Here is a 23828-nt window from a genome sequence, read left to right on the forward strand (position 1 = left end):
TGATGGAATTATCACATTTACAGCAACACCAGCGGCACGGTGGCCGCTGGTTCAGGAGACAGGCTTACAGGGCGAGAAAAACCCCAGCGATGGTGGCGCTCATCAGGTTGGACAGCGTCCCCGCCGCTACCGCACGTAGCCCAAGCTGAGCGATATCCTGCCGCCGGTTGGGCGCCATTCCCCCGAGTCCGCCAATCAGAATGGCGATCGATGACAGGTTGGCAAAGCCGCACAGCGCGAAAGAGATAATGGCTTTGGTGTGATCTGAAATGACCTGCAGCCCGGCCGCCGCCACTTCGGCATCTGCCTTTAAATATTCGCCAAAGTTCATGTAGGCCACGAACTCGTTAATGATCAGCTTCTGGCCGATAAACGACCCCGCCACCGTCGCTTCGTGCCACGGCACGCCAATCACCCACGCCAGCGGTGAGAAGATCCAGCCGAGGATCATCTGCAGCGACAGCTCAGGATGGTTAAACCAGCCGCCGACGCCGGAGAGTATGCCGTTCAGCAGGGCGATCAGCGCAATAAACGCCAGCAGCATCGCGCCGACGTTGAGCGCCAGTTGCATACCAGACGCGGCGCCGGAGGCGGCGGCATCCAGCACGTTGGCCGGTTTATCCGCGTCAGCGCTTTGGCTGTCATGAGCCGGGTTATCGTCCGGTTTTTCCGTTTCCGGTACGATAATTTTGGCAAACAGCAGGCCTCCCGGCGCCGCCATAAACGACGCGGCAATAAGGTACTCCAGCGGAACGCCCATCTGCGCGTAGCCCGCCAGTACCGAGCCCGCCACCGAGGCCAGGCCGCCGCACATGACCGCAAACAGCTCCGAGCGGGTCATGGTGGCGATATAAGGACGCACCACCAGCGGCGCTTCGGTCTGACCAACGAAGATGTTCGCTGTAGCCGATAGCGATTCGGTACGTGAGGTCTTCAGCACTGCCCGCAGCGCGCCGCCGAGAATGCGAATGACCAGTTGCATAATGCCCAGGTAGTAAAGCACGGCAATCAGCGACGAGAAGAAGACGATCACCGGCAGCACGCGCAGGGCAAAGACGAAGCCGCCGCCGCCAAACACCTCGAACATTTTATCGGAGACCAGCCCACCGAAGATAAAGCTGATCCCTTCGTTACCATAGGCGATTACGCTGGCGACGCCATTCGACATCGCTAGCAGCGCCGAGCGCCCGGCCGGTACATATAATATCAATGCGCCGATACCCACCTGGATTATCCAGGCGCCGAGCACGGTGCGCAGGTTAATGGCTTTTCGGTTATTGGAGAGCAGCACAGCAATGGCCAATAGCGCCACCATGCCGATAAGTCCCATGAGGATTTGCATACAGATTCCCTGTGTTTTTGATAGTCCAGTACTAACCGCGTGATTATATCGGCCTGAAACTATCCTGCCCGTCTGGCTTCACACATTTTAAGCAAATCAATGATATGGATGGACAATTATGAGAAATCGATCACCATACAGAGGCCGGGGGAAGGGAAAACAAGGCGAGCGTATTGTGCATGATCCCTTCTTCTATGGCTGCCGGCGACTCCGGACGCAGTTCACACAGCGCCTCAAATACCCGTGCAGCTTGTTCCGGTCGATTGGGCTGTCCCTGAAAGCCATTTAGCGGCATATCCGGCGCATCGGTCTCCAGCAGCAGAGCGGAAAGCGGCAGACGCGCCATCACTTCACGGGTTTTACTGGCGCGGGGATAGGTAATGGTGCCGCCAACGCCGATCTTATAGCCAAGCTGAACGAAGCGCTCGGCCTGCTGCAGGCTGCCGGCAAAGCCATGGATGACTCCGGTACGCGGCAGGGCATGTTTTTTCAGCAGCATCGCCAGCTTATCGTGGGTGCGTCTGGAGTGGAGGATCACCGGCAGATCGTAACGCTTCGCCAGCCTCAGCTGCGCTTCCAGCAGCGCCTGCTGACGATCAAACTGCGGATCGTCGCGATAAAGATCGAGGCCAATCTCTCCCACCGCCACCAGTTTAGGCGGCCGCTGCGCCATCAAGGCTTCCAGCTGCGCCAGTCCCTCATCAGTATGCTCTTCGATGACGATCGGATGCATACCCAGCGCGGCGTACAGCGCTTCGTGCTGAGCTGCCAGCGCCAGCACGCGGCTAAAACGCTCAGCAGAGATGGCTGGAACGATAATTCGCCCGACGCCGGCCTGCGCCGCACGCGCCAGGCTGGCGACCTCATCTGCCGCGAAGGGGGGAAAATCAAAGTGACAGTGGGTATCGATAAAACGGTGCGTCACGCCAGATCCTCATGATCAAAACTGGGGTCATTCGCCTGGGGCGCAGGAATGATGGTCGCCTGGGGCGCTTCATTGGCCACCGGCACCGGCGGCACCACCACCGGCGCGGGCCGGGCAATACGCGGCGCGTGGCGCAGCAGCGGCGGCTGGTCGGCCAGTAGTTTACCCACCGTTGCCAGGAAATAACGGCCGCACTGGCGCCCGGTTTTGTAGTCCTCCAGCAGCGCCGGTAGTCGGCTGCCAAGCGCCATGCTGCGCAGCGGCCGCTGCGGATAGATTTCGAAGATCCGCAACTTACCCGGCGGTTTCTCGATGAACTGCTGGATGGCGCGGTAGGTGGTTTCGTGATGATGCACCAAATTGACCAGCGGTTGCAGACTACTCTCTCCCAGCCAGCGCTCCATCCGCTTGAACCACTGCGGGGTATAAAACATCTGCGAAGGGACGGTACGGATCACCACGATGGTCTGGGCGCCGCGGCGGGCCGCCTCCTGCACCGGGATCGCATCGCTGACGCCGCCGTCTAGGTAGCTAACGCCGTCGAGCAACACGCCGCTGCGATAAAAGCCGGGGATGGCGCTGGAGGCGCGGATCAGATCCAGCCACGTTTGCGGCGTCGGCGAAAAATAGCTGGCGGAGTAATCGTCACCGCGGCAAGCGCATAGCCACAGCTCTTTGCCCAACGCGAACTGCGCTTCGGCATAGTTCATGGCAAGCGGCATTTGCTGCGAAGTGGCCTCAACCAGCCAGTCGAGATCGATAAGGTTGCCGCCGCGCACAAAGCGCATCGGATCGAAAAACTGGCGTGAAGTGGTGTAGCGGGTGATAACTTTGCGGGCATAGCCTTGCTGATTACACATGTAGGCGGAGAGGTTTTGCGCGCCGGCGGAAGTACCCAGCATCAGGTCAAAGGGGTTAAATCCGGCGCGCATAAATTCGTCCAGCACCCCGGCAGTAAAAATCCCTCGCTGTCCTCCGCCTTCGCATACCAGCGCCAGCTTGCCTGGTCGGAAGGGTTTAACCGCCAGCGGGGCGATATTGCCCAGCGTGACGGGAATGCGTTGCCCCACCCTGCTTTCCTGTTCGATTGATCTTCTCCTGACAAGGTAACGCAATTTGCCCGCCGCTTAAACCGCGAAAGCCAGTCCTCAGGACTGGCTTTGTGTAAGATGACGTGTCAGTAAAAATGCTTAGGCTTCAGTATCGCCCGCATCGCGGGCCGCCTAAGGACGTCTGCGTCCTGTAAACAGGCTCACCAGGAACAAGATAATCCCGACGACAAAGACGATTTTCGCTGCGCCAGCGGCCGTACCCGCCAGACCACCAAAGCCCAGAGCCGCAGCAATTAATGCAATGACCAGAAAAATAATTCCCCATCGAAACATACTTTTCTCCTTACCATAATGGACGGTGAACAGCGGTTTGCGCACCCTTTCTGTATAGCTCATCGCTCAGTGGATGCTGCTATTCGTTCGGCAACCTTGGCCAGACAACACTTTTGTTAATAACTCGGTTTACTTAACGCTAAGATCGTTGCGCACGCTTTTCACACCGGAGACCGCTTTCGCAATCTCTGCGGCACGCTCCGCCTGCGCCGCGGAAGCCACCGTACCGGTCAGATGTACCGCGCCGGCGTTGGTTTCGACTTTCACATTGCGCGAAGGGACAATGTCATCCGCCAGCAGCTTGGCTTTCACTTCGCTGGTAATGGCGGTATCCCCGGCATAGCCTTTCAGCGTCGCCGTCTCGCTCGATGATTTATGATGGACCGTCAGCTTGTCGTTAACGTGTGAGACGCCTTTGACCTCTTTCGCTACGCTCAGTGCCTGACTTTTCTGTTCAGCACTGGTGACGTCGCCGCTGAGGGTGACCACTTTATTCTCCGTTTTCACCGAAATATCGCCGGAGTTAATATCTTTATGGTCGATCAGCGCCGCTTTTACCCGTGCGGTAATGGTACTGTCGTCCATAAAATCGCCGACTTTGTTAATCGAATTATCTACCGCCTCTCCCGCATTGCTGGCAGCCGACTTCGCACTGTCTACCGTTGTTTTTTCCGTCTCTGCCGAGGCGTTCAACGCGGCTAAGCCTAAGAAGAGCGCCAGCAACATATTGGCATTCTTTAGTCTGGTCATCGTTATGTCCTCGTTTTTTCACCAGCGCTGGCGTCTTATCGCAGTGAATTACGCCAGCATTTTTAAAAACACGAATTAAATATAGTAGACAGACGAAGGGGTTGCGGAGGATATGGATAAAAAACAGACGAATTAGCGGTGTTTTAAGAACTTTCCAGAAGGAAGGGAACGGGGGCGTAATCAGAAAAAAGCGCGGCCTGCGCCGCGCTTCGTCAGGGATTAGTGCTCGCGCGTTTTGCGGAACACCACGTCAGGGTAACGCTCCTGCGTCAGGTTCAGGTTGACCATTGTCGGGGCGATGTAGGTCAGGTTATCGCCGCCATCCAGCGCCAGCTGAACTTCATTTTTCCGCTTGAACTCTTCGAACTTCTTCACGTCAGTAGATTCAACCCAGCGCGCGGTGGCCACGTTGACCGATTCGTAAATCGCTTCCACGTTGTATTCGCTTTTCAGACGCGCTACCACCACGTCAAACTGCAGCACGCCGACGGCGCCAACGATCAGATCGTTATTAGCGATCGGGCGGAAGACCTGGACCGCGCCCTCTTCAGAGAGCTGAACCAGCCCTTTCAGCAGCTGTTTCTGCTTCAGCGGATCCTTCAAGCGAATACGACGGAACAGTTCCGGCGCGAAGTTCGGAATACCGGTGAACTTCATCATCTCGCCCTGGGTAAAGGTATCGCCAATCTGAATGGTGCCGTGGTTATGCAGGCCGATGATATCGCCTGGGTACGCTTCTTCAACGTGCGAGCGATCGCCCGCCATAAAGGTCAGCGCGTCGGAAATCACTACGTCCTTGCCGATACGCACCTGACGCAGCTTCATGCCCTTTTCATATTTGCCGGACACCACCCGCATGAAAGCCACGCGGTCGCGGTGTTTCGGATCCATGTTGGCCTGAATTTTAAACACGAAGCCGGTGAATTTCTCTTCCGTGGCGGTGACTTCACGCGTGTCGGTGTTGCGCGGCATCGGCGCCGGGGCCCACTCCACCAGGCCATCCAGCATATGGTCAACGCCGAAGTTACCTAACGCGGTTCCGAAGAAGACCGGGGTGATTTCCCCGGCCAGGAACAGATCTTTGTCGAACTCATTCGACGCCCCCTGCACCAGCTCCAGCTCGTCACGCAGCTGCTGCGCCAGGTCTTCCCCCACCGCCGCGTCGAGATCCGGGTTGTTGAGCCCCTTCACGATACGCACTTCCTGGATGGTGTGGCCTTTACCGGTCTGATACAGGTAGGTTTCGTCTTTGTAGAGATGATAAACGCCTTTGAACAGCTTGCCGCAGCCGATAGGCCAGGTAATCGGCGCGCAGCCGATTTTCAGCTCGTTCTCGACTTCATCCAGCAGCTCCATCGGATCGCGGATATCACGGTCAAGTTTGTTCATAAAGGTGAGGATCGGCGTATCGCGCAGACGGGTGACTTCCATCAGCTTACGGGTCCGATCTTCGACGCCTTTTGCCGCGTCAATCACCATCAGGCAGCAGTCCACCGCCGTCAGGGTACGGTAGGTATCTTCGGAGAAGTCTTCGTGCCCCGGGGTATCCAGCAGGTTCACCAGGCAGTCATGATACGGGAACTGCATTACCGAGGTGGTGATCGAGATACCACGCTGCTTTTCCATCTCCATCCAGTCGGATTTCGCGTGCTGGCTGGAACCACGACCTTTTACTGTACCGGCGGTCTGAATCGCCTGTCCGAACAGCAGCACCTTTTCGGTGATGGTGGTCTTACCGGCATCCGGGTGAGAAATAATGGCAAAAGTGCGGCGTTTGGCCACCTCTTGCAGATAAGGAGACAACGTCATAATTAATCTTCTAAGTAAACGCGGCCATGGGCCACGCATGTGGAATACGAAAAATTGCGGCTATTTTACCCATCAACGGGGGGGAGGCAATCAGTGTTTACACAGGAGCTGCTCCAGTTCGCTTAACGAGGTCACCGTCCAGTCCGGCTCGAGGTCCGCTGGCAGCTCGCGCTGATGCGCATTGAGCCAGCAGGTCGCCAGTCCGGCGTTCACGCCGCCGCGAATATCCGACTCGGCGGTATCGCCGACCATCAGCACCCGCGAGCGCGGTGGGTTACCCGCCTGCGCCAGCGCATAATCGAAAATACGCGCGTCCGGCTTGGCGACACCCACCTGTTCAGAAATAATCAGCAAATCAAAGTGATCGCGTAAACCTGTCCGCTCCAGACGAGTCTGCTGCAGCGAGGTAAAGCCGTTGGTGATGATGCCCATTCTGACCTTGCCCTGCAGCGCGTTGAGCAGCGAGACCGCGCCCGGCAACGGGGCACAGATTTCCGCCATCGCATTCATAAACGCGTCGTTGAGTTCCCCGGGCGGCACATTCAAACGTCCCGCCCAGCTATCAAAACGCTGATGCTGTAATTGTAGCGAGGTGATGGCGCCGTTTTGGTAATCCACCCATAGCGGCTTGTTCACGGCCTGATAGTCCTGAAAATCTTCGGCGGTAAAGGTCACGCTGTAGTCGAGAAACATCCGCTGCAAGCCGCTGAAAGAATCAAACGTAAACAGCGTTTCATCGGCATCAAAGAAAATCCAGTCCCATTTCATCGTATCACCTTGTGTTACATACTAATTGGCAGAGCCATAATAATGGCGTCTTCGCGTCCGTCGGCCGTAGGATAGTAGTTGCGGCGGATGGTTGCCTCATTGAAACCTACGCTCTCATACAGCGCGATGGCGGCAACGTTGGATGCTCGCACCTCCAGCCACAGCGTGACGACGCCGAGTTTTTCGACTTCATCAATGACATGCTCCAGCAGCGCTCGCCCCAGGCCGCGGCGCTGGTACGCGGGATCGACGGCGATATTGAACAGCGTCGCCTCATCCAGTACCACTTGCGTAATGGCGAAAGCCGCCATTTCGCCATCTACCGACAGCTGATAGTTGCGATAGCGCTCCCCCTGGTTACTGGCCAGAGTCTGTTCGCTCCACGGGAAAGCGTGGGCGCGTTTTTCGATGTGCCAGGCTTTGGTTAAATCAGCCGTGCTGAGGGTAGAAATCGTGTTCATGTGCGCAGATTTGTTGCCAGAGCGCCCTGCGAGCCGGCGCGCTGGTCTGGAGTTCATCAAAAGCGGGGGTGGACACCTGGGCGCCCGCCAGCGGCAGCGACGCCTCTGTGCCCAACCGCCAGCTGTTGCAGCGGCTGTCCTGCGGCAGCATCGCCACCCGATCCGGAGTCAGCTGCAGGACCTGATCTGGCGTCACGGCCAGCGCGCGTAATATGTCGCCAATCAGCGGCTCTGTCAGCGACGGCGGGGTTTCCGCCACCATCACCAGACGAATATGTTCAGGAAGCGAGATAGCGATTTCGCCCTGCAACGCCCCCGGTCGGCGCAGCGACCACTGGGTAATGCCCAGCTGCTGTAATTGCCAGTCTCGTCGGGATGTCATAGCGAAACACTCCTGTTAAACAAGCGCGCAATATAGCAAATCCGTCGTATCTGCGCCAACAAACTACTATAATCGGCGCCAGTCTTAATGAAGGAGTGTTTCATGTCCGCTTTTACCCCGGCAAGTGAAGTCTTGCTGCGCCACAGTGATGATTTCGAGTCCGCCCGCGTTCTGTTTGCCGGTGACCTGCAGGATGACCTGCCTGCGCGTCTGGATACCGCGGCCAGCCGCGCCCACACCCAACAGTTCCACCACTGGCAGGTCCTCAACCGCCAGATGGGTGACACCGTCCGTTTTAGCTTAGTGGCTGAGGCCGCTGACGTCGCCGAATGCGACACCCTGATCTACTACTGGCCAAAGAACAAACCAGAGGCGCAGTTCCAGCTGATGAACCTGCTCTCTCTGCTGCCGGTGGGAAGCGACATTTTCGTCGTCGGTGAAAACCGCAGCGGCGTCCGCAGCGCGGAGCAGATGCTGGCTGAATACGCGCCATTAAACAAAGTGGATAGCGCCCGCCGCTGTGGCCTCTATCATGGCCGTCTGGAAAAGCAGCCGACCTTCGACGCCGACGCATTCTGGGGCGAATACACACTGGATAATCTGACGATTAAAACCCTGCCGGGCGTCTTCAGCCGCGACGGTCTGGACGTCGGCAGCCAGCTGCTGCTCTCCACCCTCGAGCCGCATACCAAAGGGAAAGTGCTCGACGTCGGCTGCGGCGCGGGCGTGCTGGCCGCCGCGCTGGCCAGCCATTCACCGAAAGTGCGCCTCACCCTGTGCGACGTCAGCGCCCCGGCGGTCGAAGCCAGCCGCGCGACGCTTGCCGCCAACGGCCTGGCTGGCGATGTGTTTGCCAGCAACGTCTTCTCCGAGGTCAATGGTCGCTTCGACATGATCATCTCCAACCCGCCATTCCATGACGGCCTGCAGACCAGTCTCGAAGCCGCCCAGGCGCTGATCCGCGGCGCGGTTCGCCATCTGAACAGCGGCGGCGAGCTGCGCATTGTCGCCAACGCCTTCCTGCCGTATCCGCAGGTGCTGGATGAGACGTTCGGCTTCCATGAGGTGATCGCCCAGACCGGGCGCTTTAAGGTCTATCGCACCATCATGACCCGTCAGGCGAAAAAATAATCGTCTTTTCACGCCGGCGGCCCGCTCCTGGTACCGCTGGCGCTTCCCGCGGGCAAATCCGCCCATTTTTGCAGCAATCGATACAACCTGCATAATTAACTATTGACGTGTCGCCGAAAACCACTAGAATGCGCCTCCGTGGTAACGATACTTTCAGAGTATCGATGGTATGCGAAGGTGGCGGAATTGGTAGACGCGCTAGCTTCAGGTGTTAGTGTCCTTACGGACGTGGGGGTTCAAGTCCCCCCCCTCGCACCATAATCCACGAAGATATTGCTCGCACTGGGCGAAGGTGGCGGAATTGGTAGACGCGCTAGCTTCAGGTGTTAGTGTCCTTACGGACGTGGGGGTTCAAGTCCCCCCCCTCGCACCAACGAGGCAATATCTCAAAGAAAGAATACTGTGCGAAGGTGGCGGAATTGGTAGACGCGCTAGCTTCAGGTGTTAGTGTCCTTACGGACGTGGGGGTTCAAGTCCCCCCCCTCGCACCAATATTCTTCCCTCTCCCGGCATTATCCTCTCAGTTTAATATCCACAATCATCAGCATTATTCCGCCGATCAACGCGACACACGATGGCAGCAGGATAAAATGGCGCAATTGACGATGCCAGATCATCGCCGCGGACATCAGCATGCCCACCGCGACCAGTACCCGCCATACGTCAGCCGACACTCCGGCATACCCGAGAGCGACAATTAGCGCGCCGGGAATCATCACTCCCCAGCCGCTTCCTAATGCTCGCTGCAGCATGGTTTCACCTCTCACAACGATAATGATAACCAATATCATATGATAATCTTTATCATTTGTCATTTGCGACGTGCTCTGCCCCTTTTTCTTTACGTTCGCGGTAATGACATACATTCATGAAGGTGATAAATTAAGCGGATTATCGATATATATTAAATATTTTGCTTATTTTGCAAATAACCTTTTTTTGCACATTGTTATCAGACTCTTCATTTTTGGCTTTCATCATTTTGAAATTTAACGACTAATAATGATTCTTCCGATATGACTGCACAAACCTGGCGAGCACACTACGCACAAAAATATCAATATTCCTTACGGCTTTTTTTACTGCTTAATTTCATTTCTTCCTCGCTGTCGCTGGTCACCCCCCTATTTACGGTAGTTCGTTTTACGCTGCCCTGCGCCCTGATCGTCGTCTGCAGCGGGCTGCTGCTGCTCTGGCACTGGAAATGGCCGCAATCGAAAATAAATATTCCCACTATCTCGTTGTTATTTGGCATGCTATGGGCATGGCACGTAGTGACAAAAGCGATGCTATTGACACCGCCGCATTTTAACTATCTGGTGATCGCCCTATTAAGCATTCTGTTTATCGGCACCATCGCTTTTTCCAATAATATCACTGCCTTTACCCTCCACTCTTTACCAACTTTCCTTGCCTGCCTGATAATGGCGGAGGGGGAACAATGGTTGCGTATGACTTACTGCTTTATGCTGCCTATAGCCGGTATTACCCTGCAAAATATTATCCAGAAGCGCAGCGATGCCTTTACGCAGGGTTTAATGGATAAACTGATGCATGAACGCAATACGCTCAACGATCTCAGTATGCTCGATCCCCTGACCGGTTTGTATAATCGCCGCGGACTGCAGAACCGCCTCGATACCCTGCTGGCGCTGGACGGCGACAACCACTACGTGCTGCTCCTCGATATCGATCACTTCAAGGCCTATAACGATCACTATGGTCATATGATGGGTGACCAGGCGCTTATTCGCGTCTCTGCTGCCATTCGCAACGCTGTACGCTCACGCGATATTGTCGCCCGCTTTGGTGGAGAGGAGTTTATGGTGCTGCTGACCAATAGCAGCGAAGAAACGGCCTGGAAGACAGCCGAACGTATACGTCAGCGGGTCTATGACCTGAAGATCCCGCATATGTTTAATGAAAGCGTCGCCACCAACGTCACCATCAGTATTGGCCTGACGCCGCTCATTAATGACAACATTGAACAAGCGCTGGCGCGCGCCGACGGCGCACTCTATGAGGCCAAAAATAAAGGCCGCAACATTATTCTTGCCAGTTGACCTGCGCGCGCTGCGACATCGCGGCGCCGATAAAAGCCTTGCCATGCCGCCTGCAAGCAACTAATATCAGTAATCATTATCATTTAGATTTGTATCTGGAAATCGAATGGCCTGGCGTTCCCTTCCTCTCAGCGATGAACTTATCTGGCGGGCTCCTTTGCCGACGGCTGAGCATGCCCTGGCGGAGAGTATTCGGGAAAAAATCGCCACCCTGCGCCCACACCTGCTTGATTTCCTGCGACTTGACGAACCCGCCCCACGGCACGCGTTAACGCTTGCCGAATGGTCGCAACCCATCGCCTTGCGCTCCCTGCTGGCCACCTGGTCCGATCATATCTATCGTCATCAGCCGACGCTGCCTCGGGAACAGAAGCCTCTGCTCTCGCTCTGGGCGCAATGGTATATCGGTCTGCTGGTGCCGCCGCTGATGCTGGCGCTGCTCAATGAACCGCAAGGCCTCAGCCTGGCGCCAGAACATTTCCATGTCGAGTTTCATGAAAGCGGCCGGGCGGCCTGCTTCTGGATTGATGTGCATAGCGATGCCGACATCGAGAGGCTTTCACCGCAGGCGCGAATGGATGCCCTGGTAACGCGCACCCTGCAGCCGGTTGTTGAGGCGCTGGCAGCGACGGGCGAAATCAATAGCAAACTTATCTGGAGCAATACCGGCTATCTGATTAACTGGTATCTTGGGGAAATGCGCGCGCTGCTGGGTGATGAGCGGCTTGCCGCGCTACGTCAGCACTGTTTTTTTGAAAAACAACTCGCCGATGGCCAGGATAACCCGCTGTGGCGAACGGTGATGCTGCGTGAAGGGCAGTTAGTCCGACGCACCTGCTGTCAGCGCTATCGCCTGCCGGATGTCCAACAGTGCGGCGACTGTACGCTTAAATAATTACCACTTACCTGAAAAGTAACGGGCGGCCTTTACCGCCCGTTGCTATTTATGCGGTCTGTTGACTCTCCTGCTCCGCCCGCTCGGCCTCTTCCGCTTCCTGAGCAAGCAGCTGTTTCTCATATACCTTAAAGAATGGGAAGTAGATGATTGCCGACACGCAGGCCAGAACAATGACCAGAATCGCCGCCCGGAAATCCCAGCCCAGCGCCCAGGCGCCGCCAATTGGCGCCGGCGCCGTCCATGGTACGACGGAGATGACGCGGCCAATCAGATCCAGCTTCATTGCCGCCCAGGCCAGCACCGCGTTCACCATCGGCGCCAGCAGGAACGGAATAAAGAACACTGGGTTCATGACGATAGGCGTCCCAAAGATCACCGGCTCGTTGATATTGAACAGGCTTGGCACCACGCTCAAACGACCAATGGAGCGCAAATGCGCTGAACGGCTGCGCAGATAACAGAACACCAGTCCCATGGTCGCCCCGGAACCTCCGACCACGATAAAGAAGGTCCAGAACGCTTCCATAAAGATATGCGGCAGAGGCGCGCCTTGGGCCAGCGCCTGCTGGTTCATACCGAGGTTAGTCAGCCAGAACATCTGCAGCATCCCGGACACGATCGCCGCACCGTGGATCCCGGCAAACCACAGCAGGTGGCCGATCAGCACCGCCAACAGAATTGCCGGCAGAGAGTCGGCTGCCGAAACCAGCGGCTTGAAAATGGCCATAATGGCCTGCGGGATCAGCATGTCAAAATGGTGCTGGATAAACAGGCTCAGCGGATAGAGCGTCAGCACGACCACCAGCACCGGGATCAACAGATCAAACGAGTTTTTGATCATCGGCGGAACCTGGTCCGGCAAGCGGATCCCAATGTTGTGCGCTTTCAAGAAACGCATCATCTCCACGCAGTAGATCGCCACCAGAATGGCGGTAAAGATCCCGGTCCCCCCGAGGCTATCCACCGGCAGCGTGCCATTGGTTTTCGGCGCGGCAATCAGCAAAAAGGCCATGATCGACAGCATTGCGCACATAAAGGGATCGAGCTGATTGGATTTCTCGTAATGCTTACCGAGGTTATAGGAGATTGCCGCGCAGATGTAGATCGACATGATCCCCATCGTCATATCAAAGGGGGTCAGAATACGCCCCTCAAACTCTTTCGCCAGATCCAGCCAGGCGCGGGCAAAACCCCAGGTGGTATCCGGTGAGAACGGTGGATAAGCAAACACTAACAGGAACGATCCGACGATCATAAACGGCATCGCTGAGATAAATCCGTCACGGATAGCCATGACGTGGCGCTGCGACGAGATCCGCCCTGCTATGGGGCTTATGTAATTTTCTACAAAGCGAAATATCAAATTAAACGCAGCATGGTTAGCAGACATAGTAGCCCTCCTGACAGGCTATTGATACTGGCCCAACAACGATTACCCTGCCGTTACGATGACCGCTTTTTGACGCAGCAGGCCGCTGGCGGATTGTGCAACCGGCTATACTGCTCATGAGGCAACGATTCATACACGGCTCTTTTGTTATAAATAAAAGGAGAAGTGACTGTTCCAGTATTCATCTCAATGCAGATAACCGCAACCGGTTACAGTAACCGGTTACGGCGATTGTGAAGGAGATCGACAAAATAGAAAGAATCTGGATTGTCCGCGCTGATATTTACACTCCGCCAGGCTTGTGACAGATTTAACCAGGCTTAAATCAGGAGAATCCAATGAGTCTGCAGTCTGTACGGCAGTTTTTTGCCGAACACGCCCCCGATATCGAAATTATTGAGTTAAATCAGAGTACCGCCACCGTCGCACTTGCCGCTGCCGCACACAACGTTGAGCCGGGGCAAATTGCCAAAACGCTGTCGCTCAAGATCAAAGATAAGATTGTACTGATCGTCGCCAGGGGCGATGCGCGGCTGGATAATAAAAAGCTGAAAGAGACCTTTGGCGCGAAAGCACGCATGCTAAGCAGCGATGAAGTGGTTACCTGGACCGGTCATCCGGTCGGCGGCGTTTGCCCGTTTGGTCTGGAAAATCCGCTGGCAGTCTACTGCGACGTCTCTCTCAGACATTATCAGGAAGTACTACCCGCAGCGGGAGCCATCCATAGCGCGGTTCGCATTGAACCAGAACGCATGGCGCAGCTCACCGATGCAACATGGGTAGATGTGTGTTTATAGCCGCATTACGCTACCTGTTTAACGGCGCTTGTCGTACTATTGAGCGGTAAATGCAACAGGATATCCGCCGCGTTTAATAAACCAATGTCTGAGCGAACTCCGAGCTTGGTCATGGCGTTAAACTTATGCGCGCGGATCGTTTTAATATTCCGGTTGAGCTGTATCGCAATATCAGAAAGCGAATATCCCCACGACATATACCGAAGGATGGCGTGCTCCGTCGGGCTTAGCGGATCGTTGCACGCCTCTCTGTCGCAAAATTGTTCGCTGCCGCTGAGATGATGATTGTCCAGTAGCTGCAGCAAACGCTCCTGTAGCCCGCGTCGCGGCGCGGATTTATTCAGTATGCCGTGCAAACAGGCCGGCATAAGATGGCCGATCAGGTGCATTTCACTTTCATTATTAGCCAGAATAATCGTTTGGACTTCCGGCCGGCACCGCGCCATTTCATGAACAAAGAGCAGACTCTCGGCTCGTGAAGAACGACTTCCCGAAAGAGAAAAAATAATGGTTGACCAGGGAAACGGTATTTCCGCCGCCCTGAGCATACTGACATTTTTAAACAGATGAATATGATAACGGCGATTATCTTCACGACTAAAGATATAGCGCCATGCCATTTCCGTCATCACGCATTTTTCTACGATGGCGACATGGCGGGTTGTACTATTTTTTTCCATTCCATTTGCTCCCCGTAAGCTGAATTGATATTCAGCTCTTGCATTCCCTGCGCGCTGTTGATCCAGGCATACATTTCAGCGTTGCTGCGTAGCGATAAGCGACGCATTGCGCTGTTTTTCTGCGCGCTGATCGTCTTATTACTCTTTTTCAACAGCGCGGCGATCTGGTTTATTCCCCACCCCTTCGCCAGAAGGCGCAGAACTTTACGCTCTGAAAGAGTGAGCATCGCCGCAGAGTGGTAGCTTGCGAAATCGCTGTCCTCATCCCCGGCAAACAGCGTACGGCTAATCTGTTCAGCCGCACGGCTACCGGCGCAAATCACCTCAATCAGCCGGTTAACCGGCTCGCTCTCGGAGATCAACGAGCTTTCAGGACGAATTAATAGCTCAACGGCCAACGGATAGAGGCTGTCGCTGACCATAAAAACCCAGTGAATATCACGGTACTGAGTCATGAGGGAGTAATAACGCTCGCAGACGGCTCGGGGGTGCGCAATCTCGCCGGAGATATCCGCGACAACCAGCACCGCCCGCCGCAGTTGTAAAAGGGTGAGCTCATCATGAGAACGACAAAAACTCAGTTCGTAATCAGGGAGGTTCTCATTGAAGATCACCTTTAACCCTGATTGCATGACGGGAATTTTACTAATAACGACGCCAAACTTACCTTGTCCTGGTAACATAACACCTCCGCTTCCTGTCGAAGTTCCTTCGCTTGCCTGCAAACGATCGGCGAGCGACTTTATCGCCATATCATTTCCTGGATGAATATTAAAATCATATTCATGGCCTGCGCACACGATATACGTAACGACCGAACCGTGGTCATACCGTGTAAAATATTATTGCCGTGTATACTTGCGATTAATATTAACACAGACGTTCCTGCGCCAATAAATTAGAAAAGATAAAAACATTATTTAGCAAAAATAATTTCAGTACTGAACATTATGAAGCATTATCTTTAATTGTTTCTCTAAATGCTTTGGGTGACATACCGCTATAGCGACGGAAAAAACGCGAAAAATAGGCTGCATCGCTAAACCCCAAATAATCAGAGAGTTGTGTAATCGTCATGCGGGTGTACTGCAGATTGCGTCGCGCTTCAAGCATCAACCGCTGATGCAATACTCCAAGAGCGCTACAGCCATAAAACTCACGACATAAATAATTTAAGTGCGTAACCGACAGTCCAATCAGCTTCGCATACTCCGCCAACGGGAGATGCTGTCGGTAGTGGCTCTCGATAAGGCGGGCGAAGTGGCGCATCATGCTGCGCTTCCGCTCCGCTTTATCTTCCGCGGGGGACGCGGGATGGCACTGTCGGTTCAGCCAGACCAACAGCGTCCCCAGCAGCGAATAGAGCATCATTTCTCGCGCATCGTGCTCTTCGCAGTACTCCTCGCGAAGCGCTGAAAACAGCGTATGCATGCGCCCGCGAGAACGGCCCACCGGCACACACTGCGGCACGCTAAGCACATCCAGAGGGCGACCGAACTGATTTTCAAACCGGCTCAGCAGCGGCAGCGCCAGAGAGAGCACAAACCCTTGCGTCCCGGGTGAAAAATTAAACCCGTGAATACAGAGGGCGGGAACCACCTGGATGCAGGACTCCGTCATCACCGCGGTGGCGCCTTCAATTTCGATCTCCGCCCGCCCCTGATGCAGATAGAGAAGCTGGACCATTTCCGCATGCTGATGGACGCGAATATGCCACTGATACAGGCTGCTGCGCTGTAAAATCGACTCACAGTGCAGCAGGTCCGGCGTCGGCCAGCCGCACTCTTCGCCATACAGCTTAAATACGGGCACAGTTTGAACGAACGGCATGATGACTCCTCTTAATTCAGGCGACACGCTCCATGGGCAAGCCCACGTAGTTTTCCGCGATGGTGGTCAGCCCGGCGCGCGAGCCCAGATAGTAGCGGCGGTCGGCGGCCTGCATTTTAGCGTCGAACGCGTTCTGATCCGGAAAATCATGCAGCAGGCGGGTCATAAACCAGCTAAAGCGTTCCCCTTTCCAGACCCGATCCAGCGCCAGTTGCGAGTAGGCCGCCAGCAGATCGCTGCGGCCACGATGGTAGTATTCGCGCAGAATCCGCCACAGATAGTTCACGTCCGATGCCGCCAGATTTAATCCTTTCGCCCCGGTTGGCGGAACGATATGCGCCGCATCCCCCACCAGGAACAACCGCCCATATTGCATCGGCTCCACGACGAAGCTACGCAGGGGGGCAATGCTCTTCTCAAGTGCGTGACCAGTCACTAACCTGGATGCCAGCTCCTCCGGCAAGCGGCTTTTCAGCTCCTGCCAGAAGCGCTCGTCCGACCATGCTTCAACCTTATCGCTCAGCGGAACCTGCAGATAATAGCGGCTGCGAGTCAGTGAGCGTTGACTGCACAATACAAACCCCCGCTGATGGTGCGCATAAATAAGCTCCGGATTGACCGGCGGCGTATCCGCCAGCAGGCCTAGCCAGCCAAACGGCCACACGCTCTCGTAGGTCTGCAAAATGCCAGCTGGAATACTTTGCCGCGATACGCCGTGGAAACCGTCGCAACCGGCAATAAAATCGCACTCCAGACGGCAGGTTTCCCCTTCGCTGAGGTAGGTGATCGTCGGCCGGTCGCTTTTGGCGTCATGGATAGCCACCTCGCTCACGCCATAGACGATCGGCGCGCCGCTGGCGGCCCGGGCAGCCATCAGATCGCGGGTGACTTCGGTCTGGCCATAAACCATTACGCTCTTACCGTCGGTTAGCTCGCTCAGTGCGACGGGCACCCGCTGGCCGTCAAACAGAAACTCCACCCCATGATGCACCAGGCCTTCGGCATCCATCCGCTGCGCCACGCCCGCTTCGCGCAGCAGATCAACGGTACCGCTTTCCAGAATTCCCGCGCGGATGCGCCCCAGCACATACTGCGGCGTTTGACGCTCAAGGATCACGGTATGGATCCCGGCGTTGTGCAGCAACTGCCCCAGCAGCAGCCCGGAGGGGCCCGCGCCAATAATCGCGACCTGTGTCTTCATAGGGATGTCTCACTCTTGCAGGGTTAATTATTTGTATAATTTTTGTTTAATAAAAGTGCTTTTCTGCATTTTTGATAAGTCAGTGGGGAAAAAGAAGGGATGAATGGCGACAAAAATTGCACTTTTCACCAAACTGGCAAAAGTGTGGGATGCTTCAAATTCTGCCGCCCCGCAGACTGGGAATTTTTGCACATTATTTGATCCCACCCCCCTCAGCCGCCACTGCGCTTCAGGTTAAAGTATCGGCAGATACCAGGCGTCGTGAACAATAGAGGAAGTATGCAGGTTGATCGGACACAGCAGCGGGCAATCACACGTTTATGCATCCAGTGTGGTCTTTTTCTGTTACAGCACGGCGCCGAGAGTGCGCTGGTGGAGGAACTGTCAACACGTCTCGGGCTGGCGTTGGGGATGGACAGCGTTGAAAGCGCCATCTCTTCGAATGCCATCGTCCTGACCACCATTAAAAATGGCGAATGTCTTACCTCTACGCGCAAAAATGTCGATCGCGGCATTAATATGCATGTGGTGACGGAAGTGCAGCACATTGTGATCCTCGCCGAGCATAAGCTGCTGGACTATCGCGACGTCGAGAAGCGTTTTGCGCAGATCGTTCCCCTGCGCTATCCGCGCTGGCTGCTGGTGCTGATGGTGGGTCTTTCCTGCGCCTGTTTCTGCAAACTGAATAACGGCGGTTGGGATGGAGCGCTGGTCAGCTTCTGCGCCAGCACGGTAGCCATGTACATTCGCCAGATGCTGACCCATCGCTCCATGCATCCGCAGATCAACTTCTGCATCACCGCCTTTGTCGCCACCACCATCTCCGGGCTGCTGCTGCGCCTCCCGGCGTTTGCCAGCACGCCGACCATTGCCATGGCCGCCAGCGTTCTGCTGCTGGTCCCGGGTTTTCCATTAATCAATGCCGTCGCCGATATGTTTAAAGGGCATATCAATACCGGACTCGCCCGCTGGGCGATTGCCAGCCTGCTAACCCTCGCCACCTGCATTGGCGTGGTGATGGCCATGACCGTATGGGGGCTGCGCGGATGGGCATAATCTCATTTATTTTTGCGCTGGCGGAAGACATGCTGCTGGCGGCGATCCCCGCCGTCGGGTTTGCGATGGTCTTTAATGTCCCTCAGCGCGCTCTGCGCTGGTGCGCGCTGCTGGGGGCGATTGGCCATGGCTCGCGTATGATCATGATGAGCGCCGGTTTTAACATTGAATGGGCCACCTTTCTCGCCGCTCTGCTGGTGGGCAGCATTGGCATTCAATGGTCGCGCTGGTATCTGGCGCATCCGAAGATTTTTACCGTCGCCGCCGTGATCCCGATGTTTCCTGGCATCTCAGCCTACACGGCGATGATTTCCGCGGTAAAAATCAGTCATTTTGGTTATTCGGAAGAGATGATGATTTTGCTGCTGAGCAATTTTTTAAAGGCCTCTTCGATTGTGGGCGCCCTTTCGATTGGCCTGTCGATACCCGGCCTGTGGCTGTATCGTAAGCGTCCTCGCGTCTAACCCCGACGTCGCGGTTAATCCGCGACGCTCCTTCCGCGATGGCCTCTGTGCTACTATGTGCAGATCACCCCACTCTTTGCAGTTCAGAGTTGAGATAGAGTTATGTCTTCGCGAATTTTAACCTCCCATTTTAGCGGCCTGGAAGAGTTCCTCCAGCAGCACGCGGCGCTGCTGGCAAAATCGACTGACGGCACCGTTGCCGTTTTTGCCAATAACGCGCCGGCATTCTATGCGCTGACGCCAGCGCGGCTGGCGCAACTGCTGGAGCTGGAAGCCAGGCTGGCGCGCCCCGGCAGCGACATCGCGCTTGACCCGCAGTTTTTCGAGGAGCCCGCCGCGGCGCCGGTTGCGGTGCCGATGGGCAAATTTGCTATGTACGCCGGATGGCAGCCTGACGCCGATTTTCAGCGCCTGGCCGCGCTGTGGGGCATTGCCCTGAGCCAGCCGGTTACCCCCGAAGAGCTGGCCGCTTTCGTCGCTTACTGGCAGGCGGAAGGTAAAGTCTTTCACCACGTGCAGTGGCAGCAGAAGCTGGCGCGTAGCGTGCAAATCAGCCGCGCCAGCAACGGCGGACAGCCGAAGCGCGATGTGAACAGCGTTAGCGAACCCGACAGCCATATTCCGCGAGGTTTCCGAGGATGAGCATGAAAAACGTTGGCGACCTGATGAAACGCCTGCAGAAAATGATGCCGGCACATATTGAACCGGCGTTTAAAACCGGCGAAGAGCTGCTGGCCTGGCAAAAAGAGCAAGGCCGGCTGCGTTCCGAAGCGCTGGAGCGAGAGAATCGCGCGATGAAAATGCAGCGCACCTTCAACCGCTCGGGGATCCGCCCGCTGCATCAGAACTGCTCCTTTGATAACTATCGCGTCGAGTGCGAGGGGCAGATGAATGCGCTCGCCCGGGCGCGCCAGTACGTGGAAGAGTTCGATGGCAATATCGCCAGCTTTATCTTCTCCGGTAAACCGGGCACTGGCAAAAACCACCTGGCGGCAGCCATTTGCAACGAGCTGCTGCTGCGCGGGAAGTCGGTCTTAATCATCACCGTGGCCGATATTATGTCGGCGATGAAAGATACCTTCGGCAACCGGGAAACGAGCGAAGAACAGTTGCTTAACGACCTCAGCATGGTCGACCTGCTGGTGATCGATGAAATTGGGATGCAGACGGAGTCTCGCTATGAAAAGGTCATTATCAATCAGATAGTTGACCGGCGCTCATCCTCCAAACGACCTACCGGGATGCTCACCAACAGCAATATGGAAGAGATGAACAAACTGCTCGGCGAGCGGGTGATGGACCGTATGCGGCTCGGCAACAGCCTGTGGGTTATCTTCAATTGGGAAAGTTACCGGCACCGCGTTACAGGCAAGGAGTATTAAGAGATTTCCGGGCGACGACGGCGTTATACTAAAGCGATTATTCAGTCACGCTTATGAGTCCGTCTATGAAATCGTTTAAAAATAGCGTTATTGCCGCGCTTGCCGTTAGCGCGTTTACCCTCTCTGGCGCCCACGCCGCCTCCTGGCAGGATTCCCTTAACAGCGCTGCCAGCCAGCTCAGCGGCAGTAACGCCCAGGCCAGCGGCGGCATGTCCGTCTCCTCGCTAACCAGCCTGCTTAACGGCAGCAGCCAATCCCTGACCGCCAGCAGCATGAATAATGCGGCCGGGATCCTGTCATATTGCGCGAAACAGAAGCTGGCCTCCGTGACCAGCGCCGATAACGTCAAAAATCAGGTGCTGGATAAACTGGGGCTTAGCACGCCGGAAAAACAAAAACAGGACACCAGCTATCTGGATGGCCTGCAGGGGCTGCTCAACAGCAAAAACGGCCAGCAGTTGGACCTGAATACGCTCGGCAATAGCTCGCTGGCGAAACAGGTAAAAACCAAAGCCTGCGATCTGGTCTTAAAACAGGGTGTTAATTTCCTCTCCTGATCCTGACTGACAAGGCCGCATTTGTTGCCTTCGCGGCGGCGCCGCGGCCTGAAACGCTTTTTTTTGCAGTTTTCCTGTTCCGTTTTCCCATTTCACCCGATGCGATGCCGATCAAAAAAGGCAACTTCTAAACCAATTCTGAATAACTGCACACTTTCATGACGCTAGAATTGCAGCAAGATGGCGCTGCAATTACAGTGGGGCTTGAAAAGTAATCTGTTCTGCCAGCCGATAACTGGCATTAATGAGGATGAGCTGTGTCAGAGTTGTTATCCATCGCCTTATTTTTAGCTTCGGTGGTGCTGTATGCCTGGAAAGCGGGTCGTAACACCTGGTGGTTTGCCGCCACGCTCACGGTGTTAGGCCTGTTCGTGGTGCTGAATATCACCCTCTACGCCAGTGACTACTTCACCGGCGACGGCATCAACGACGCGGTACTCTACACTCTGACCAACAGCCTGACCGGCGCCGGGATCGGCAAATATATACTGCCGGGGGTCGGCGTGGCCGTCGCACTGGTCGCCGTCTTTGGCGCCCTCGGCTGGGTGCTGCGCCGCCGTCGGCATCATCCTCATCACGTCGGTTACAGCCTGGCGGCGCTACTGCTGGCGCTGGCCTCCGTTGATGCCAGCCCGGCCTTCCATCAGATCAGCGAGCTGGTGAAATCCCAGTCACGCGAGGGCGATCCAGACTTTGCCGCGTACTATAAAGAGCCGTCGAAGCAAATCGACAATCCGCAGCTGAACCTGGTCTATATCTATGGCGAAAGTCTCGAGCGCACCTATTTTGATAACGACGCCTTCCCCAACCTCACCCCTGAGCTTGGCAGAATTAAAGATGAGGCCATTGATTTCAGCAATACCATGCAGCTGCCGGGGACCGATTACACTATCGCCGGCATGGTCGCCTCACAGTGCGGCATTCCGCTGTTCGCGCCGTTCGAAGGTAATGCCTCAGCCTCAGTCTCCAGCTTCTTTCCACAGAATATTTGCCTTGGCGATATTCTGAAGAACTCCGGTTACGAGAATTACTTTGTGCAGGGGGCTAACCTGCGCTTTGCCGGCAAAGACGTGTTTCTTAAATCCCACGGCTTCGATCATCTGTACGGGGCGGAAGAGCTAAAAACTACGGTGGCGGATCCTACCTACCGCAACGACTGGGGCTTCTATGACGACACTGTGCTCGACGAGACCTGGAAAAAATTCGAAGAGCTGTCGCAGTCCGGGAAACGCTTCTCGCTCTTCGCCCTGACGGTGGATACCCACCATCCCGACGGTTTTATCTCACGCACCTGCGAGCGTAAACGCTATGATGTGGACGGCAAGAAAAACCTCTCTTTCAGCGCCGTTAGCTGCAGTCAGGAACATATCGCCGCGCTGATAGAAAAGATTAAAGCCTCACCCTATTTCAAAAACACGGTCATCGTGGTCTCTTCCGATCACCTGGCCATGAAGAACAGCGCCTGGGATTATCTCAACAAGCACGATCGCAGCAATCTGTTCTTCGTCCTGCGCGGCGATAAACCGCAGCAGGAGACCCTGGCGGTGAAACGCAACACCATGGATAACGGCGCGACGGTGCTGGATATTCTCGGCGGCGATAACTATATCGGCCTCGGGCGTAGCAGCCTCTCCGGCCAGTCGCTCTCCGGTATTTTCATGAATATGAAAGAGAAAGTCCTGGCATGGAAGCCTGACGTGATCCGCCTGTGGAATTTCCCCAAAGAAATGAAGAATTTCACCATCGACTCGCAAAAAAATATGATCGCTTTCTCCGGCAGCCATTTCCGCCTGCCGCTGCTGCTGCGGGTATCTGACCAGCGCGTAGAACCGCTGCCGGAGAGTGAATACTCTGCGCCGCTGCGCTTCCAGCTGGCCGATTTCGCGCCACGGGATAATTTCGTGTGGGTCGATCGCTGCTATAAAATGGGCCAGCTGTGGTCGCCTGAGCTGGCGCTCTCCACCGACTGGTGCGTCTCGCAGGGACAGCTGGGGGGTGAGCAGAAGGTCCAGCACGTTGATAAGCCGCAGTGGCACGGCAAGACCGCCTTCAGGGACACCCTTATCGATATGGAGCGCTATAAGGGCAACGTCGATACGCTGAAAATTGTCGACAACGATATTCGCTATAAGGCCGACAGCTTCGTGTTTAACGTCGCTGGCGCCCCGGAAGAGGTTAAACAGTTCAGCGGTATTTCGCGTCCCGAGTCGTGGGGGCGGTGGTCCAATGCTCAGTTGGGCAGCGACGTGAAGATTGAATATAAAGAGCCGCTGCCGGAGAAATTTGATCTGGTGATCACCGCCAAAGCTTATGGCCCAAACGCTAATAAGCCGATTCCGGTGCGAGTTGGAGAAAGTGAGCAAGTGCTCACTCTGGATAATGACGTGACTACCACGACGCTGCATTTTGACAACCCAACGCGCAGCAACACGCTGATCATCACCCCGCCGGACCCGCAAACCACTAACGAGGGCAATATCCTCGGCCACTCCCCGCGTCAGTTGGGGATCGGCATGGTGGAGATCAAAGTGGTGAAAAGCGAAGGCTAACGCAATCC

26 protein-coding genes and 3 tRNA genes are annotated in these 23828 nt (G+C 55.6%); 14 read left to right on the plus strand and 15 right to left on the minus strand.

All coding sequences use genetic code 11. The annotated features are described in order from the left end of the window. Nucleotides 1-64: 64 nt before the first annotated feature. The 9 genes from KB892_RS21975 to KB892_RS22015 form a co-directional block, all read right to left on the minus strand. Nucleotides 65-1342 carry a NupC/NupG family nucleoside CNT transporter gene (locus tag KB892_RS21975; RefSeq protein ID WP_002887781.1) on the minus strand — a complete coding sequence of 426 codons (1278 nt, stop codon included), beginning with the start codon at nt 1340-1342 and terminating at the stop codon, nt 65-67. Nucleotides 1343-1472: 130 nt separating this feature from the next. Beyond that, nucleotides 1473-2267, minus strand: coding sequence for a metal-dependent hydrolase (locus KB892_RS21980; RefSeq protein ID WP_002887780.1), 795 nt, complete (start codon nt 2265-2267; stop codon nt 1473-1475). Beyond that, nucleotides 2264-3337, minus strand: a complete 1074-nt coding sequence (locus tag KB892_RS21985) for a patatin-like phospholipase family protein (protein ID WP_004146038.1) — start codon at nt 3335-3337, stop codon at nt 2264-2266. Before KB892_RS21985 ends, KB892_RS21980 begins: the two co-directional genes overlap by 4 nt. A gap of 153 nt (nt 3338-3490) precedes the next feature. Next, nucleotides 3491-3652, minus strand: coding sequence for a DUF1328 domain-containing protein (locus tag KB892_RS21990; protein ID WP_002887716.1), 162 nt, complete (start codon nt 3650-3652; stop codon nt 3491-3493). Between the two features lie 129 nt (nt 3653-3781). After that, nucleotides 3782-4402, minus strand: coding sequence for a molecular chaperone OsmY (gene osmY, locus KB892_RS21995; protein ID WP_004146042.1), 621 nt, complete (start codon nt 4400-4402; stop codon nt 3782-3784). Nucleotides 4403-4621: 219 nt separating this feature from the next. Beyond that, entirely contained in the window at nt 4622-6211 is a 1590-nt protein-coding gene (prfC, locus tag KB892_RS22000; protein ID WP_002887711.1) for a peptide chain release factor 3, read from the minus strand. Nucleotides 6212-6301: 90 nt separating this feature from the next. Next, complete coding sequence (yjjG, locus tag KB892_RS22005) at nt 6302-6979, minus strand: pyrimidine 5'-nucleotidase (RefSeq protein ID WP_002887708.1); 678 nt, start codon at nt 6977-6979, stop codon at nt 6302-6304. 14 nt (nt 6980-6993) lie between these two features. Then, nucleotides 6994-7440, minus strand: coding sequence for a ribosomal protein S18-alanine N-acetyltransferase (gene rimI, locus KB892_RS22010; protein ID WP_002887706.1), 447 nt, complete (start codon nt 7438-7440; stop codon nt 6994-6996). Then, nucleotides 7409-7822, minus strand: coding sequence for a DNA polymerase III subunit psi (locus KB892_RS22015; protein WP_002887701.1), 414 nt, complete (start codon nt 7820-7822; stop codon nt 7409-7411). Before KB892_RS22015 ends, rimI begins: the two co-directional genes overlap by 32 nt. Before the next feature lie 102 nt (nt 7823-7924). Between KB892_RS22015 and rsmC the strand changes: the two genes are divergently transcribed. The 4 genes from rsmC to KB892_RS22035 all read left to right on the plus strand — a co-directional run bounded on the left by rsmC (nt 7925) and on the right by KB892_RS22035 (nt 9444). Then, entirely contained in the window at nt 7925-8953 is a 1029-nt protein-coding gene (gene rsmC / locus KB892_RS22020; protein ID WP_004177499.1) for a 16S rRNA (guanine(1207)-N(2))-methyltransferase RsmC, read from the plus strand. Between the two features lie 171 nt (nt 8954-9124). Beyond that, nucleotides 9125-9211: transfer RNA gene (locus KB892_RS22025), tRNA-Leu, on the plus strand. Between the two features lie 28 nt (nt 9212-9239). Next, a tRNA-Leu gene (locus KB892_RS22030) sits at nt 9240-9326 on the plus strand. A gap of 31 nt (nt 9327-9357) precedes the next feature. Continuing rightward, nucleotides 9358-9444, plus strand: a tRNA-Leu gene (locus KB892_RS22035). A 21-nt stretch (nt 9445-9465) separates the two neighbouring features. Here KB892_RS22035 and KB892_RS22040 read toward each other — a convergent pair. Further along, on the minus strand, nt 9466-9705 hold the full coding sequence (locus KB892_RS22040) for a DUF1435 domain-containing protein (RefSeq protein WP_002887654.1): 240 nt from the start codon (nt 9703-9705) through the stop codon (nt 9466-9468). A 70-nt stretch (nt 9706-9775) separates the two neighbouring features. Between KB892_RS22040 and KB892_RS22045 the strand changes: the two genes are divergently transcribed. The 3 genes from KB892_RS22045 (at nt 9776) to fhuF (ending at nt 11911) form a co-directional block, all read left to right on the plus strand. After that, on the plus strand, nt 9776-9946 hold the full coding sequence (locus KB892_RS22045) for a hypothetical protein (RefSeq protein ID WP_004221147.1): 171 nt from the start codon (nt 9776-9778) through the stop codon (nt 9944-9946). A gap of 23 nt (nt 9947-9969) precedes the next feature. Beyond that, the gene (locus KB892_RS22050; protein WP_002887653.1) at nt 9970-11016 is read left to right on the plus strand and encodes a GGDEF domain-containing protein; all 1047 of its coding nucleotides are present in this window, start codon (nt 9970-9972) and stop codon (nt 11014-11016) included. A 106-nt stretch (nt 11017-11122) separates the two neighbouring features. Further along, nucleotides 11123-11911 (plus strand): siderophore-iron reductase FhuF, encoded by a 789-nt coding sequence (gene fhuF, locus KB892_RS22055; protein WP_002887652.1) that lies wholly within the window; start codon nt 11123-11125, stop codon nt 11909-11911. Between the two features lie 49 nt (nt 11912-11960). On the opposite strand, the gene KB892_RS22060 is transcribed toward fhuF, so the two are convergent. Continuing rightward, nucleotides 11961-13304 (minus strand): PTS cellobiose transporter subunit IIC, encoded by a 1344-nt coding sequence (locus KB892_RS22060; protein WP_002887650.1) that lies wholly within the window; start codon nt 13302-13304, stop codon nt 11961-11963. 338 nt (nt 13305-13642) lie between these two features. On the opposite strand from KB892_RS22060, the gene KB892_RS22065 reads away from it, so the two are divergent. Continuing rightward, nucleotides 13643-14101 carry a YbaK/EbsC family protein gene (locus KB892_RS22065; protein WP_004151383.1) on the plus strand — a complete coding sequence of 153 codons (459 nt, stop codon included), beginning with the start codon at nt 13643-13645 and terminating at the stop codon, nt 14099-14101. Between the two features lie 5 nt (nt 14102-14106). Here the strand turns inward: KB892_RS22065 and bglJ are convergent, their stop codons facing one another. From bglJ to pobA, 4 genes are all read right to left on the minus strand, one after another. Continuing rightward, complete coding sequence (gene bglJ, locus KB892_RS22070) at nt 14107-14781, minus strand: DNA-binding transcriptional activator BglJ (protein ID WP_002887647.1); 675 nt, start codon at nt 14779-14781, stop codon at nt 14107-14109. Next, complete coding sequence (locus KB892_RS22075) at nt 14742-15464, minus strand: helix-turn-helix transcriptional regulator (RefSeq protein ID WP_002887645.1); 723 nt, start codon at nt 15462-15464, stop codon at nt 14742-14744. The genes bglJ and KB892_RS22075 overlap by 40 nt, the downstream gene beginning before the upstream one ends. 265 nt (nt 15465-15729) lie before the next feature. Continuing rightward, nucleotides 15730-16611, minus strand: a complete 882-nt coding sequence (locus tag KB892_RS22080) for a helix-turn-helix domain-containing protein (protein ID WP_002887643.1) — start codon at nt 16609-16611, stop codon at nt 15730-15732. A gap of 16 nt (nt 16612-16627) precedes the next feature. Continuing rightward, nucleotides 16628-17812: a 4-hydroxybenzoate 3-monooxygenase gene (gene pobA / locus KB892_RS22085; protein ID WP_004151384.1), complete on the minus strand. Its 1185-nt coding sequence runs from the start codon at nt 17810-17812 to the stop codon at nt 16628-16630. A gap of 279 nt (nt 17813-18091) precedes the next feature. Between pobA and KB892_RS22090 the strand changes: the two genes are divergently transcribed. The 6 genes from KB892_RS22090 (at nt 18092) to opgB (ending at nt 23820) form a co-directional block, all read left to right on the plus strand. Then, nucleotides 18092-18868: a threonine/serine exporter family protein gene (locus tag KB892_RS22090; RefSeq protein ID WP_002887636.1), complete on the plus strand. Its 777-nt coding sequence runs from the start codon at nt 18092-18094 to the stop codon at nt 18866-18868. Continuing rightward, nucleotides 18859-19332: a threonine/serine exporter gene (locus KB892_RS22095; protein ID WP_002887631.1), complete on the plus strand. Its 474-nt coding sequence runs from the start codon at nt 18859-18861 to the stop codon at nt 19330-19332. Before KB892_RS22090 ends, KB892_RS22095 begins: the two co-directional genes overlap by 10 nt. 102 nt (nt 19333-19434) lie before the next feature. Continuing rightward, on the plus strand, nt 19435-19974 hold the full coding sequence (dnaT, locus tag KB892_RS22100) for a primosomal protein DnaT (RefSeq protein ID WP_002887624.1): 540 nt from the start codon (nt 19435-19437) through the stop codon (nt 19972-19974). 2 nt (nt 19975-19976) lie between these two features. Continuing rightward, a complete protein-coding gene (gene dnaC, locus KB892_RS22105) occupies nt 19977-20714 on the plus strand; it encodes a DNA replication protein DnaC (protein WP_002887623.1) in 738 nt (245 codons plus the stop codon). A 65-nt stretch (nt 20715-20779) separates the two neighbouring features. Next, the gene (locus KB892_RS22110; protein ID WP_002887620.1) at nt 20780-21271 is read left to right on the plus strand and encodes a YjjA family protein; all 492 of its coding nucleotides are present in this window, start codon (nt 20780-20782) and stop codon (nt 21269-21271) included. Nucleotides 21272-21528: 257 nt separating this feature from the next. Continuing rightward, complete coding sequence (gene opgB / locus KB892_RS22115) at nt 21529-23820, plus strand: phosphatidylglycerol--membrane-oligosaccharide glycerophosphotransferase (protein WP_002887618.1); 2292 nt, start codon at nt 21529-21531, stop codon at nt 23818-23820. Nucleotides 23821-23828: the final 8 nt, after the last annotated feature.

Source organism: Klebsiella sp. P1927, assembly GCF_018204675.1.
Classification (GTDB): Bacteria; Pseudomonadota; Gammaproteobacteria; order Enterobacterales; family Enterobacteriaceae; genus Klebsiella; species Klebsiella pneumoniae.